The 13632-nt window shown below is 68.7% G+C and carries 13 protein-coding genes; 10 read left to right on the forward strand and 3 right to left on the reverse strand.

All coding sequences use genetic code 11. The features are described 5' to 3' along the window. The coding region (locus ACFQEY_RS08005) for a DUF255 domain-containing protein (protein WP_379766896.1) at positions 1-1659 on the forward strand (1659 nt) is incomplete at its 5' end. Positions 1660-1804: 145 nt separating this feature from the next. Further along, a complete protein-coding gene (locus tag ACFQEY_RS08010; protein ID WP_379766899.1) occupies positions 1805-2611 on the forward strand; it encodes a TrmB family transcriptional regulator in 807 nt (268 codons plus the stop codon). Positions 2612-2647: 36 nt separating this feature from the next. Here ACFQEY_RS08010 and mptA read toward each other — a convergent pair whose 3' ends face one another. Then, positions 2648-3577, reverse strand: coding sequence for a GTP cyclohydrolase MptA (mptA, locus tag ACFQEY_RS08015; protein ID WP_379766902.1), 930 nt, complete (start codon positions 3575-3577; stop codon positions 2648-2650). A 207-nt stretch (positions 3578-3784) separates the two neighbouring features. Here mptA and ACFQEY_RS08020 point away from each other — a divergent pair, with 207 nt between their 5' ends. Next, on the forward strand, positions 3785-4078 hold the full coding sequence (locus tag ACFQEY_RS08020) for a 50S ribosomal protein L21e (protein ID WP_379766905.1): 294 nt from the start codon (positions 3785-3787) through the stop codon (positions 4076-4078). A 1-nt stretch (position 4079) separates the two neighbouring features. Continuing rightward, on the forward strand, positions 4080-4436 hold the full coding sequence (locus tag ACFQEY_RS08025) for an RNA polymerase Rpb4 family protein (RefSeq protein WP_379766908.1): 357 nt from the start codon (positions 4080-4082) through the stop codon (positions 4434-4436). Positions 4437-4564: 128 nt separating this feature from the next. On the opposite strand, the gene dpsA is transcribed toward ACFQEY_RS08025, so the two are convergent. Further along, positions 4565-5113 carry a DNA starvation/stationary phase protection protein DpsA gene (gene dpsA / locus ACFQEY_RS08030; RefSeq protein ID WP_379766911.1) on the reverse strand — a complete coding sequence of 183 codons (549 nt, stop codon included), beginning with the start codon at positions 5111-5113 and terminating at the stop codon, positions 4565-4567. A 227-nt stretch (positions 5114-5340) separates the two neighbouring features. Here dpsA and ACFQEY_RS08035 point away from each other — a divergent pair, with 227 nt between their 5' ends. Both ACFQEY_RS08035 and ACFQEY_RS08040 read left to right on the forward strand, forming a co-directional pair. Further along, a complete protein-coding gene (locus ACFQEY_RS08035) occupies positions 5341-6720 on the forward strand; it encodes a HEAT repeat domain-containing protein (protein ID WP_379766914.1) in 1380 nt (459 codons plus the stop codon). Between the two features lie 54 nt (positions 6721-6774). Then, positions 6775-8550, forward strand: coding sequence for a phospholipase D-like domain-containing protein (locus ACFQEY_RS08040; protein ID WP_379766917.1), 1776 nt, complete (start codon positions 6775-6777; stop codon positions 8548-8550). A 52-nt stretch (positions 8551-8602) separates the two neighbouring features. On the opposite strand, the gene ACFQEY_RS08045 is transcribed toward ACFQEY_RS08040, so the two are convergent. Then, on the reverse strand, positions 8603-10549 hold the full coding sequence (locus ACFQEY_RS08045; RefSeq protein WP_379766920.1) for a DHH family phosphoesterase: 1947 nt from the start codon (positions 10547-10549) through the stop codon (positions 8603-8605). Positions 10550-10699: 150 nt separating this feature from the next. Here ACFQEY_RS08045 and ACFQEY_RS08050 point away from each other — a divergent pair, with 150 nt between their 5' ends. The 4 genes from ACFQEY_RS08050 to ACFQEY_RS08065 all read left to right on the forward strand — a co-directional run bounded on the left by ACFQEY_RS08050 (position 10700) and on the right by ACFQEY_RS08065 (position 13595). Then, positions 10700-11221: a Mov34/MPN/PAD-1 family protein gene (locus ACFQEY_RS08050; RefSeq protein ID WP_379766923.1), complete on the forward strand. Its 522-nt coding sequence runs from the start codon at positions 10700-10702 to the stop codon at positions 11219-11221. Further along, complete coding sequence (locus tag ACFQEY_RS08055) at positions 11218-11652, forward strand: FAD synthase family protein (RefSeq protein WP_379766926.1); 435 nt, start codon at positions 11218-11220, stop codon at positions 11650-11652. The genes ACFQEY_RS08050 and ACFQEY_RS08055 overlap by 4 nt, the downstream gene beginning before the upstream one ends. Positions 11653-11868: 216 nt before the next feature. Further along, positions 11869-13272, forward strand: coding sequence for a heme o synthase (locus tag ACFQEY_RS08060; RefSeq protein WP_379766929.1), 1404 nt, complete (start codon positions 11869-11871; stop codon positions 13270-13272). A gap of 80 nt (positions 13273-13352) precedes the next feature. Continuing rightward, on the forward strand, positions 13353-13595 hold the full coding sequence (locus tag ACFQEY_RS08065; protein WP_379766932.1) for an Rdx family protein: 243 nt from the start codon (positions 13353-13355) through the stop codon (positions 13593-13595). Positions 13596-13632: the final 37 nt, after the last annotated feature.

The raw sequence follows: 13632 nt of genomic DNA on the forward strand, positions 1-13632 counted from the left end.
ATGACCGACGAGACGCACGTCGAGTGGCGCGATTGGGGCCGCGAGGCGTACGCCGAGGCTGACGATCGGGACTGCCCGGTCCTGCTTTCGCTGTCCGCCACGTGGTGTGAGGGCTGTCACGAGATGGACGCGATCACGTACGCGGAGCCGCGGATCGCCGCCAACGTCAACGAGGGGTTCGTCCCGGTTCGTGTCGACGTCGACCGTCACCCGAGGGTTCGCGAGCGGTACAACATGGGCGGGTTCCCGACGACCGCCTTCCTCACGCCCGAGGGCGAACTGCTCACCGGCGCGGGGTACCTCGACGTCGACGGGATGCGACAGGTGCTCGAATCGGTCCGAACGATGTGGGCCGAGAAGGGGCGGTCGGCGGGACGCGTTCCCCGCGCACTCGACGCCGACCTCCCGCCGCGCGGCGAGCTGACCGACGCGGTCGAGAGCCACCTCGCCGGCCAGATCGAGGTGAAGTACGACGAGGAGTACGCCGGCTGGGGGTCGGACGCGAAGTTCCCGCTCCCGCGGACGGTGGAGTTCGCGCTGAAGCGCGACCGCGACCGCGCCCTGCGGACGCTCGACGCGGTGCGCGATCACCTCGCCGACGACGTCGCCGGCGGCTTCTTCCGGTTCGCGGGCACCCGCGATTGGGGCGACGTGGCCTACGAGAAGCCGATCGACACGAACGCGGCCGTGATCCGAGCGTTCGCGAACGCCTACCTCTACACGGGCGACGCGGCGTACATCGACCCCGCAACCGACGCGATGGACTTTCTCATCGACGACCTCTGGACCGGCTACGGAGTCGGCGGCAGCCTCGGACCGGGGCTCGGGCGGGCCTACTACGCCGCCTCCGCCGCGGACCGCGCCGACCTCGACGCGCCGCGTCGGGACCTGACCGTCTTCGCGGGCGGAAACGCGCTGGCGGCCGACGCGCTGCTCGCGGTCGCGGCCTACACGGACGACGAGCGCGCGCGAGAGTACGCGGAGCGGATCCTCGACGGGCTCGAACGCGACCTGATCGACGTCGACTCCGGGGAAGTGACCCACTACCGCGGCGGCGACGAGGCCGGCGAGTCGGACCTCCTCGACGACGCCGCTCGCGTGGTGAGCGCGTACACCCGCGCGGCGGGCGTGCTCGGCGAGGGGGCGGACGTCGCCCGCGCGGTCGCAGACCGGGCGATCGACCGCCTCCACGTCGACGGATCGTTCGTCGACGGTCCGCGGTCGGGCGCTGGGCTGCTCGATCGTCCGTTCCGCCCGCTCGACGGCAACGTGGAGCTGGCGACCGCGCTGCTCGACCTGGGCGCGCTGACCGGCGAGGACCGGTACCGCGAGGTCGCCCGAGAGACGGCGTCGTCGTTCGCGGGTGCCACCGAGCGACTCGGGGTGCAGGTCGCCGGATACGGGAGCCTCGTCGGTCGGTTGCTCCGCGGGACCACGGTCGTCGCCGTCGGCGACGCGCCAGGCAGCGACCTCCATCGCGCCGCGTGGCGGGTCGCGGATCACGAGAAGGTCGTCGCGCCGAACGCGCACCTGGACGAGTCGCCCGCGCCGCGGCCGGTTCCGGCGGGATCGGCGGTCGCGATCGCCGGCGACACCGTCTCCGATCCTGCGGAAACACCGGAGGAGTTGATGACGTGCATTTCGGAGACGGTGGAGTAGCGCTTAGGGCTCCTTGAAATACCCGTGTGCCCGGCTACTGGTGCGGAAAGCGTCGATACGATCGACCGCGTTCGTGTCCCACCAACCGCTCGATCGTCGCATAAACCGTCGACGTGTTTATACGAATGCCGCCGGATCGGTCGGTATGGCATCTCTCCGCGATCTGGGTCTCTCCGAGTACGAGGCCCGCGCGTATCGCGCGCTCCTGCGCACCGGGCCGACGACGGCCAAGGACCTCTCTCGCGCCAGCGAGGTTCCGATGGGGCGGGTCTACGACGTGCTCAACAGCTTGGAACAGCACAATCTCGTCCGGAGCCAGGCCGCCAGTCGGCCGAAGAAGTACGCGGCGGTCGAACCGGACGCGGCGCTCGATCGGCTGCTCGACGAGAAGAAGCGCGAGTTGGAAACGCGGGCGGAGCAGTACGAGGAGGTCGTCGACGACCTCTCGACCGAGCTCGATGCCGGCGAGCCCGTAGACGGGCAGTTCTGGACCGCCGCCGTCGGGGCCGAGGAGGCGACCGACCTCCTTTTGGAGCGGATCGCGGCCGCCGAGCGCCGGATGGTCGTCGTCGCCGGCGCGCCCGCGACCGGGTTCGACCTCGGGACGATCGGCGAGCGGGTGACCGACGAGCTGGAGTCGGCGCTGGACCGGGGCGTCGGGATCCGGGTGTTGCTGTCGCCGGAGGCGGTGGACGCGCTCCCGCGGAGCGTCGGTCGGCGGTACACCGCAGAGCTCTCCGACATGGAGGGGTTCGAGGTGCGCACGACCGCCGGCGTCGACGGGACCTTCTCCGTCTTCGACGGGATCGAGGTGTGCATCGAGGTGCCGCACCCGCTCTCCGGCGACGAGCCGTTCGCGATGATCGACGTGAAGGACGCGGAGTTCGCAGCGAGCGTAAAAGATCAGTTCGAGCCGCAGTGGGACGAGGCGGAGCCCCTGACGTTCGGATGAGTCTGAACCGCTCGCCGAGTGACCCGCCGACTGCCCCTACGCCGCGTCGAGTTCGCCCCGCAGATCGCCCATCGTGACCTCGCGCTCGGCGTGCGCGTTGTGCTGGTGGATGGATTCGTCGTTCGACTGTCTCATGTGAACGACCGCGCCGTCCGGGAGGTGGTCGAACTCGTCGACGGTCCCCTCGGCGAGCGCGCGGACGCAGTCCTCGACGAACTTCGCGTCGGCGTGGGCCTCGTAGGTCATGTGGTCCTCGTCGGGTCGCTTCGCCATGTTGTAGATGCGGGCGCTCATCGCGTCGCGGGCGACGTCGATCACGTCTCGGAGATCGATCTCGGGGTGGCCGTCGGTGGTGACGGTGAGGGTCGCGTGGCCGCGCTGAGAGTGCCCCGGCTGCGGGACGGCTTCCAGGAACTCCTCGGTCGTCTCCTCGTCGACGCCGAGTTCGGCGAGCTTCTCGCGGGCGCGAGACTCGCTCATCCCCTGCGAGCAGGGGCAGACGGTCATCCCGGTGACCTCCGCGCCGATCTCCTCGCGCGTACCGCCTTCGGTCGCGGTCGCGCTGGCGATGATCGTGGCCGTGCTCTGGGTCTCGATTCCGGACGCCGGGGTGTCCTCGCGGGTGACGAGATCCGCCGTCATCGAAACTTCGGCGGTGGTGGTGTAGTCGTGCTTCTCTAGGAGTCGCTCGGCGGCGTCGCCGCAGACCTCCTCGACGCGGTACGCCTCCTCGCGGGTGATCTCCTCTAAGATCTCGTCGATCGTCGCGAGGTTCCGGGACATGTCTATCCCCTTGCGGCCGCTCGGGAGGTCGACGAACACCTCGAACTCCGCCATGAGGACGATTGGACGCTTGTCCCCCCGGGCTAGCTTGACGAGCTTCTCCACGCCGGTGACGCCGACCTGCGAGAGCCCGACGGTGACGTCGGGCGACGACGCCTGTACGTCCGGCAGCTGATGACTCATTACGTGTGCGGTACGGATGTCACGGGATTAGCCCTTTCGAAAGGGGGCCTTCGAACGGGCGATTCTCGGCCACCGCAGCGCGCATACGCAGACCGCTCACGGACCCGCCGGCACACGCGAGCGCGCGGTGGCCGTGTGGTATCGGGTCTCGGGCGAGCGCCGTAACGCACCATTTATAACCGCGGCAGCGGAAGATTGCCCAAGACCATGCCGAGTTCCAATGGACCCCAGAAGGCGACTCGCGACAAACTCTCGAATAAACCCCGCGACCGCGGTACGTCGCCGCCGCAGCGAGCGATCCAGGAGTTCGAGGCGGGCTCGCAGGTCCACCTCAAGATCGACCCGAGCGTGCAAAAGGGTCGCTTCCACCCTCGATTCGACGGTCGTACCGGAACGGTGACGGGTAAGCAGGGTGCCGCGTTCACCGTCGAGATCCCGGACGGCGGCAAGACGAAGACGCTCGTCGTCCGCGCCGCCCACATGAGCGCGCAGCAAAACTGAGATGACTATCTTCAAAGAGAAGATCGACGAGGAGTACGTCACCACCTCCGAGGCGAAGGAGATCCTCGTGGACATCGAGGCGGAGCGCGCGGAGGACGAGGACCGCGACCTCCGCTACGAACTCGCCCGCGCGATCGAGCACGTCAACCGATTCGCGCACCTCGACGCCGAGGAATCTCGCGAGCTCGTCGAGGAGCTAGCGGAGTTAGATCAGATCGACGTGCCGACCGCCGTGAAGATCGCCGACCTCCTTCCGGAGGACCGCACCGAGCTCCGCTCGGTGTTCGCCCAAGAGCGGTACTCGCTCGACGGCGACGAACTCGACGACGTGCTCGGCGTCGTTGCCAAGTACGCCTGAAACGGGCCTCTCTCCCGTCTTTTCGGTTCTCGATTCGTTCCCGTCCACGCTTTGATTCGCCGTCCGTCAGAAAAACACGCCGTTCGGGAGGCCGCTCTTTCGATCTGCTCGACGGGGGTCGACGATCGTTATTCGAGCGTGCCCTGGCTGACGAGGGTGTCGTCCTCCAGGTAGTGCTCGACGTGATGACCGTGCTCTTCGACGTCTTCGAGGATGTCGCGGAGCAGCTCCTCGGTGTTGTAGTCGCCGAGATTGTTCGCGAGCTGGATGTGCTCGCGGAGCATCTCGATGATGTCGCCGAAGATCTTCAGGTCGTTCTCCAGCGACGTCCGGATGTCGTAGGCGTCGGCGTCCTCGGGGCTCACCGGCGCGTGCTCCTCGTAGTTCGCACCGCCCGAGAGGGGAACGCCGCCGAGCGCTTGCGCGCGCTCCGCCAGCAGGTCGGCACCCTCCTCGAGATCGGCCGCGACCTCGCCGAGATACTCGTGGATCTCGAGGAACTCCGCCCCCTCGACGAGCCAGTGGTGCTTTTTGATCTGGTGATACAGGACGTACGTCGCGGCGAGATCGGTATTGAGCGCGTCGACGAGCTGTTCCGCCTTCTCCTCGGGGACGCGAAGCGCTTCGCTCTCGTGAACGTCGCCGTACCGTTGGCGAGCCTGCTTTTGCGTGCTCATGATCTACGTGGACAGACGCGCGCTGTCCACTTAACTATTCTCACTACGATAAGTAGAATTCCGATATCTGAAAATTATTTTTATATTCTAACCATTCACACGGATTGACGCTGCGCTTCCCGATGCGTCCTGACCCAGCACCTCGCTCGGCTCTCGCTCGAATCTTGTTTCGGGCCGCGCTCTCGAAGGGAAACGTCTTAATGGACTACGCGCGCAGTTCGTGGTGTATGAGCAACGGCGACGACGACCCGGCCGACGCCTCCAAGGGGGCCGACGCCGCGGGAGACGCGGAGGAAGCGGCGGACGCCGGCGAGTCGACGGAGAGGACCGCCGTGCCGACGCGTCCCGACGAAGCGACCGAGGAATCCCTGAACGAGTACCTCGACGAGATAGCTGCGCTCCTCGACGACGCCGAGACAGAGGCGGATCTCGACGACGTCGACGCGCTCCTCGACGACGCGGAGGACGGTCTCGACGAGGCCGACCTCCCCGAGCCTGACGAGGACGACGAGGACGACGATGCCGAGGATCCGCGAGGCGACCTCGAAGATCGGATCGGCGATCTGCGTGAGAGCGTCGAGGATGCACGCGGTCCCTACGCGGCGGACGTCGTCGACGCGATCGAAGCCGCCGTCGCCACCATCGAAGACACCGAGTGGACGGCCGACGGCCGCGATGACGCCGCGGACGCGGTCGACGCGTTCCTCGAAACCGCCGGCGAACTGGTCGATGTCGACGCGTTTCCGGACCACGACGAACTTGAGGAGCAGGCCGCCGCGCTCGGTGCCGTCGCCGAGGCGGTCGCGGACGCGGACCTCGATCCCGATGACGACGCCGACACCGTCGCGGCACTACTCGACGCGACCGACGACCTCGAGGCGGGACTCGACGACGCCGAGGAGTGGGACGACCTCGAAACCCACGAGCAGCTCCGCGCGCAGGGATACTACGACGTGCTCGGTCACTACAAGGACTACCCCGTCGAGTGGTCCGCGCTGAAGGAACACGAGAAGCGCGGCAACGTCGACATGATCCTGCTCGCGCTCGACTCGCTGCAGTCCGACTTCATGGAGCGCCACTGCCTCGAAGCGCTCGAGCGGATGGGCAAGCGCGCCAAGACCGACGCGTCCCTGGAGGAGCTTCTCGGCCGCGCCGAGAAGCGCGACCAGTTCGCCATCAGCATCCTCGGCAAGATGGCGGCGGCGGAGGCGACCGAGACCCTCGTCGAGTACGTCCCGGAGGACTCGAACCCGCAGCTCCAGAAGGCCGTCTTCAAGGCCCTCGGCGAGATCGGCGCTGCGGAGGCCGTCCAACCGCTCGCGGACCAGCTCGATCCACAGGGCGACACCGCCGACCTCGTACGCCCTCACGCCGCCCGCGCGCTCGGGTTCATCGGCGACACCCGCGCGATCGACCCCCTCGCCGACGCGCTCGCCGAGGACGACTCCGACGACGTTCGCGCGGCCGCCGGCTGGGCGCTCCGTCAGATCGGCACCCGCGACGCGCTCGAAACCGTCGCCGAGTACGCCGACGAGCGCTCGTTCCTCGTCTCGACGGAGGCCGAGAAGGCCGAGCGGTCCCTGGACGCGGCGTCGGCGACTGCCTGAGGTCGACCGGCGTTCGGCCGATACTTCTTATCCGATGCCGCGGGCAGACCCCTCGTGTCGCCCGCACCGTCCCGTCTCGCGAGCGCCTCGGTCGCGAGTGTTTCAGCCGCGATCGAGAGTGTCTCAGCCGCGAACGTCATCGCAATCGCGCTCGGGCTGCTCGTCCTGACGACTGCCGCGCCGGTCGCGGCCGCGAGTGACGCCGGCACCGACCCGAAGGTCGCTGGAACCGACCCGGGGGGCGTCGTTACGCACTCGAACGACGAGCCGGAGAACCGGACGCTCGTGTCGACGAGACCGCGAATCCTCGAGCTGTTCCCGAACCCGACGGCGGCGGAGAATCGCGGCGAGTACCTCGTCGTCCGGCTCCCCGAGCGCGGGAACTGGTCGCTCTCCGACGGCTACTACGAGGCGGAGATTCCGGCGAACGCGAGCGGCGTCGTCGCCCTCTCGATGGACCCCGCGAACACGACAGCGCTGCTCGACGACGAGACTACGGTCGCCGGCAGCGGCGGCACCGGCGAACCAGAGCTTCGCGCGCTCGAGGACCACTTCCCGCTCGCCGCCTCCGGCGATCGGATCGAGCTCCGCCGAAACGGGACGGCGGTCGCCGTGGTCGGCTACGACCGCGCGCCCGAGGGGCACCGCTGGCGCGCGGACTGGGGTGAGTGGCGACCACGGGGGTACGACCCACGGCCCGTGACCAGAACGGAGAACGCAACCGTGACGCCGTTCGTGCTGCCGGACAGTCCGATGGTCCCGGTCGAGCCGCTCCGTGAGGCCGACGACCGCCTGCTGCTCGCCGGCTACACGCTCGGGTCTGAGCGCGTCGCCGACACGCTCGTCGCGGCCGCCGACCGCGGCATCGACGTGCGAGTCCTCGTCGAGGGGTCGCCGGTCGGCGGATTCTCCGCTCGGAGCGCGCGGCTCCTCGATCGAATCGCGGCCGCCGGCGTCGAGGTCCGCGTGCTCGACGGCGACCCTGAGCGGTTCCGCTTCCACCACGCCAAGTACGCGGTGGCCGACGACCGCGCGGTCGTCCTCACGGAGAACTGGAAGGCGTCCGGGACGGGCGGGCGGACCAACCGCGGCTGGGGCGTCGTCACCGGGTCGTCTCGATCGCCGACAGCCAGCGAGACGACCGCCGACGACCTCGCCGTCCTCTTCCGTGCGGACGCGGCGGCGTCCGACGCTCGCTCGTGGTCGTCGTTCCGAAACGACGCCGAGTTCCACGAGTCCGGGACGGCGAACGGGAGCTACCCGACGCGGTTCGAGTCGCCAGGGGAGACGACGGCGGACGTCGAACTCCTGACGACTCCGGGAAACGCCGCCGATCGGCTGGTCGAGCGGATCGACGCGGCCGACGACCGCGTGTTGGGCGTGGTCCCGCGGACGGGCGGCCCGGATAACCGGATCGTTCGCGCACTCCGACGGGCCGCGGATCGGGGCGTCGACGTCCACCTCCTGGTGTCCGGCGCGTGGTACGACCGGGAGACGAACCGCGCGCTCGTCGACGAGTTCGCCGACGAGCCGATCGAGGTGACCATCTCGGAACCGCGCGGCCGATTCGGGAAGATACACGCGAAGGGGCTCGTCGTCGACGACGCGGCGATCGTCGGTAGTCTCAACTGGAACGAGGGTGCGGCGACGGAGAACAGGGAGGTGCTGCTCGCTGTCGAGGACGAATCGGTCGCGGAGTTCTATGCCCGCGCATACGCGGCCGATTGGCGCGGCGGCGGAGTCCATCTGCCGGTCGGGTTGCTCGGCGGGTTGGCAGCCGCCGTCGCGGGTGCCAGCGTCGTCGCTCGCAGAACGGTGAATTTCGCGTGAAGTAGCGTTCGTGTGAGGCGACGCGGCGGCTGAACGACCGTGCGGGGCCGCTTCAATCGTCGATCGCGACCGTCGACGAGAGCGTCTCGTCGATCTCCGCTTCGGCCATCTTCTCGACGAGCGTCTCGATGACGGCGCTCCGACGGCCCTTCACGAACTTGATCGAGCCGACGACGAGGTGACCGCCGCCCGAGACGCCCGCCTCGGGGAGTTCATCGTTCAGCTCCGTCACCATGTTCGGGATGTCGAGTCGGACGCCGTCGGAGCGGAGCACGCAGAAGTCGGGGCCATAGCCGATCGTGATGACGGGATCGCCCGTTTCCCGGACGCGGGTATCGTGGAGTTCTCCGGTCGTCTTTCCGGGTGCCGGGTAGGTGAATCGGTGTGCGTACTCGTCCAGATCGATCCGGTAGAGATGCGCGCCGGAGGCGAGCCGCTCGTGTTCCACGTGATCGTCGAGCGCGTCGAGCTGGCGATCCACGTCGCGTTCGGCGCGTTCGGAGAGGAATTCGACCAGCTCCTCGTGGCGCGCTTCGTCGTCACAGCCCACGTTGAGGGCGTCGTTGACGAGCGTCTTCCCCTCGGAGTAGCGGAGCCAGTGGGCGGCGTAGTCGAGCGCCTCCCCGATGTCGAGGAGGGCCGACTCGTCGTAGCCGGCGGACTCCGCGAGCGCGACGTAGTCGTCCATCGCCTCCGCCTTCGAGCGGTCGGAGAGCCCGGCGACCGCCGGGACGTGTTCGAGTTCGCCGGTGATCGACGGGTCGATCAGCCGGGCGAGCTCGACGCACATCATTCCCGTCGTGATCCGGTAGTCCTCGTCGTGGAGGTACGGGTTCACGTGGGCGTCGAGCAGCGGCTCTACCGCCTCGGGATCGGGGTGGTGGTGGTCGACGGCCGCGATGGGGATGTCGTAGTGCGCGAGGTTCTCGTAGGCGGGCACGTCCTCCTCGGTCGACCCGTTGTCGAGCATGAGCAGGAAGGGGAGCTTCTGCCCGTGGCGCGCGCGCCCCTCTAGCGCGAAGTTGAGGTCGCGGGTGACGTCCTCCATCTCGTAGTACGGCGCTTTGCTCGGCAGTCGCTTGAACAAGTGGCGCGCCGCGTCGGGATCCTCGTGGACGTCGCGGACGAAGTTCTCCAGAGCGAGCTGTACCGGAATCGCGGCGCACATTCCGTCGCCGTCGGCGTGGTGGCGGACGCGAAGCGGGCGTCCGGAGAGCGCGGTACGACGGAGGAGCCGGGCCAGGTCCCGGAGGTCGTCGTGGATCGGCTCGAACGCGTCCCACTCGACGAGGGGGTCGACGTCGGCGGGCTCGGCGCGTTCGTCGAGCGCGGATTCGAAGCGCTCTCTCGCGTCCGCAGCGCGGTCCTCGGGCAGCCGCTTCAGGGAGTCGACCTCCAGCTGAATGGCGTTCTCGCGGGTTTCGATCGTCCCGCTGACGTGAACCATATCGCCGACGGCGACCTCGGGGTACGCCCGGACGCCGGCCTCCTCGAAGGCGGCACAGGAGACGACGCCGGAGGCGTCCGCGACGGCGAAGATCGTCGGGCCGCCGGTCTGTTTCGCCTGTACGACCTCGCCCTCGACGGTGACCTCGTCGCCCGGGGTGAGCCCGCGAACGCGCGAGACGGTAGGTTCGTGAGCGACCGCTTCGGTCCGGTAGTCGTCGAGGTCCACCTCGTCGAACGCGACGTCGCCGTTCTCCCTCACGTCGGTCAGCCGAACGATCAGCCGATCGCCGACCGTGTAGGTCCCTTCGAGGTTCGACTCGTGGACGAGCCCCGAGACGGCCTCGGAGACGTCGACGAAGACGCCGTAGTCGACGATGCCGTTAATCTCGGCGTGGTACAGGGCACCGACCTCGGTGTCCTCGCGGGTGCAGTCGGGTGCCAGATCGTGGACGATCGGCCGGTCGTCGGCCGTCCCCTGCGCCGCGTCGGCGTCGGGTTCGGGGCTCGAATCGCCCCGCGTGCCGGAATCCCCGGCGGTGTTCTCGCTCATGGACAGTCATCGGGAACGGCCGATGTTAAGCCTGTTCTCTCGCGCCTCGTCCGGTGTGGGGCGATCGGAGACGTGCCGCACAGGGGAGTCCGTGAACCCCCGGTCGAGCGGTCCGGAATCCCTATGAGGCGACGGCGACTTGCCTCTCGTATGCGACTGTTCCGCTCGGACGAGCTCCTCGGGATCGCCCGGGAGACCATGGAGTTCATCCTCGAGGCGAGCGAGGAGAGCCACCCCGACGAGTACATGGGGTTTCTCCGCGCGGACGACGCCCGGAAGCTCGACATCGACCGAGACGGGCAGGTGATCACCGACGTGCTCGTCATCCCCGGGACTGAGTCGAACCCGACGAGCGCCAGCGTTCGCACGCACATGAAACCGAACGACATGCGAGCCGTCGGCTCGGTTCACTCCCACCCGAACGGCGCGCTCCGCCCGAGCGCGGCCGATCTCGCGACGTTCGGACAGGGACGAGTCCACGTCATCGTCGGCGCTCCCTACGGATGGGGCGACTGGAAGGCGTTCGACAACGAGGGAACGCAGACGACGCTCGACGTCCTCGACGTCGAGGTACCCGACGAGCACTTCTTCGATTTCACTCAGGAGGACATCGACGCGGAGATCGTCGAGGAGAACCGTGACCGCGGCGGCTTCCTCTCGTGGTTCCGATGACGCGGGTCGTCGCCCAGGGGACGTTCGACCTCCTCCACCCCGGCCACGTCCACTACCTCGAAGACGCCGCGACGCATGGCGACGAACTCCACGCCATCGTCGCCCGGCGCTCCAACGTCACGCACAAGCCCGAACCGATCCTTTGTGCGGAGCAACGCCGCGACATGGTCGCCGCGCTCGACGCGGTCGACGAGGCCCACCTCGGGCACCCGGTGGACGTGTTCGTCCCCATAGAACGGCTCGATCCGGACGTGATCGTGTTGGGGTTCGACCAGCACCACGACGAGTCCGACATCGCCGGCGCGCTCGCGGAGCGCGGTATCGACTGTCGGGTCGAGCGCGCGTCGGGCCGCGAACCGCGGTACGACGACGAGCTGCTCTCCAGCGGCGACATCGTCGATCGGATCCTCCGCCGACGCGGGGATGACTGAGACGGCTCCTCGGTGTCGATCCGCTTCCCTGCCTCGGTGCCGGTCCGCTTCCCTGCCTCGATGTCGGTCGGCCACTCGCCGACGTCGCTCCGGAGTCCGTCGACTTCCCCGCACTCGTCGGATCCCCCCGCGCGAACGCCTCGGCCGTCACGGGATCGCGGAGTCGGATCCGGCGAAGCGCGGGACATATATGGGTCGGTTCCTAAGCCACGTCAAGTGACGATACCCGATCGATTCCCCGCGGTCCTCGCGGCGACGGCGATGGGGGTGTACCTCCTGCTCGTCGTCGGTGCCACGACCTCGCTCACCGAGGCGGCAGCGGCGTGTGCGGGGTGGCCCGCCTGCGGCGGGGGCGCTGCGCTGCCCGCCGAGAGTCCCGGGTGGATTGCGCTCGGCCACCGGCTGCTCGCCGTCACCGTCGGCCTCCTCGTCGTCCTTTCGGCCGTGCTCGCGTGGCGCGACGGCGCTAGCGGTCGTGTTCGCGCTGCGCTCGCGGGAGCGGTGCTGTTGTACCCGGTACAGGCCGGCGTCGGCGCGCTCGTCGCCGTGGGCGAACTCCCCGCCGCGCTCGGCTCCGTCCATCTCCTCCTCGGCGTCGTCATCTTCGGGGCCACCCTCGCCGGACTCGCGTGGCGGCTGGAGGCTGAGACCGGCGACGCCGATGACACGCCCGTCGACTTTCGGCCGGGGACAGATCACCTCCCACCCGTTGACCAGGCTCCGGAACCGACGATTCCGACGGCGACGCTGCCACGACTGAAAGCGACGGTGGCCGCCTACTTCCGGCTCATGAAGCCGCGGCTGATGTGGCTGCTCTGCCTCGTCGCCGCCGCGGCGATGGCGCTGGCCGGCGGACCGGGATTCACTCCCGACGCCGTCGCCGCAACGCTCGTCGGCGGCGCACTCTCGATCGGCGCTTCGGGAACGTTCAACCACGTGTTCGAACGCGACGTCGACCGGCGGATGCAGCGCACCAACGACCGTCCGCTCGCGACCGATCTCGTTCCGGTTCCGCACGCGCTCGCGTTCGGCGGTCTGTTGACGTTCGTCTCGGTCGGGCTGTTCTGGACCGTGAACCCGCTGACGGCCGGACTCGGGATGATCGCGATCCTGTTTTACAGCGTCGTGTACACCCTGATCTTGAAGCCGAACACGGTCCAGAACACCGTGATCGGTGGGGCGGCCGGGGCGCTCCCGGCGCTCATCGGCTGGGCGGCGGTCACCGGCACGGTCGGCGGCGGCGGACTGCTGCTCGCGCTGGTCATCTTCCTGTGGACGCCCGCGCACTTCTACAACCTCGCGTTGGCCTACAAGGACGACTACGAGCGCGGCGGATTCCCGATGATGCCCGTCGTCCGCGGCGAGACGGCGACCCGGCGGCACATCGTCTGGTACCTCGGCGCGACGCTGGTCGCGGCGGCCGCGCTCGCGGTGGTCGCCGATCCGCTGGGCGCACTGTACGCCGCCGTCGGCGTCGCGCTCGGCGCGGTGTTCCTGTGGACAGTCGTCCGGCTCCACTACGAACGGACGGAGACGGCGGCGTTTCGAGCGTTCCACGCGTCGAACGCCTACCTCGGACTCCTGCTGTTCGCGGTCGTGTTCGACGCCCTCGTGGTGTGAGCATCCATCGGACGTCGCCGATGCGGGCGGCAGCGCCCGCCCGCGCCCCTTTTAAGCCCGTCCGCGACCAAAGGTGTCGCATGACCCGCGTCGAGATCGAATACTGCGTGCCGTGCGGCATGTTGAACCGCGCTCAGGACGTCTCGGCGGCGCTCCTCCGCCAGTTCGGCGACGACCTCGACGAGGTCGCGGTCGTCACCGGCGACGACGGCGTGTTCGTCGTCCGCGCCGACGGCGAGGTCGTCTTCGACAAGACAGAAGATGATTACGACGTCGACGCCATCGTTCGCGCCGTCAGACCGTACGTCGGCGCGACTGCGTAGATCGGCAAGCGCGGATCCGGTTGCATCGCCGTTTCTT

Source organism: Halorubrum trueperi (assembly GCF_042662525.1).
GTDB lineage: Archaea > Halobacteriota > Halobacteria > Halobacteriales > Haloferacaceae > Halorubrum > Halorubrum trueperi.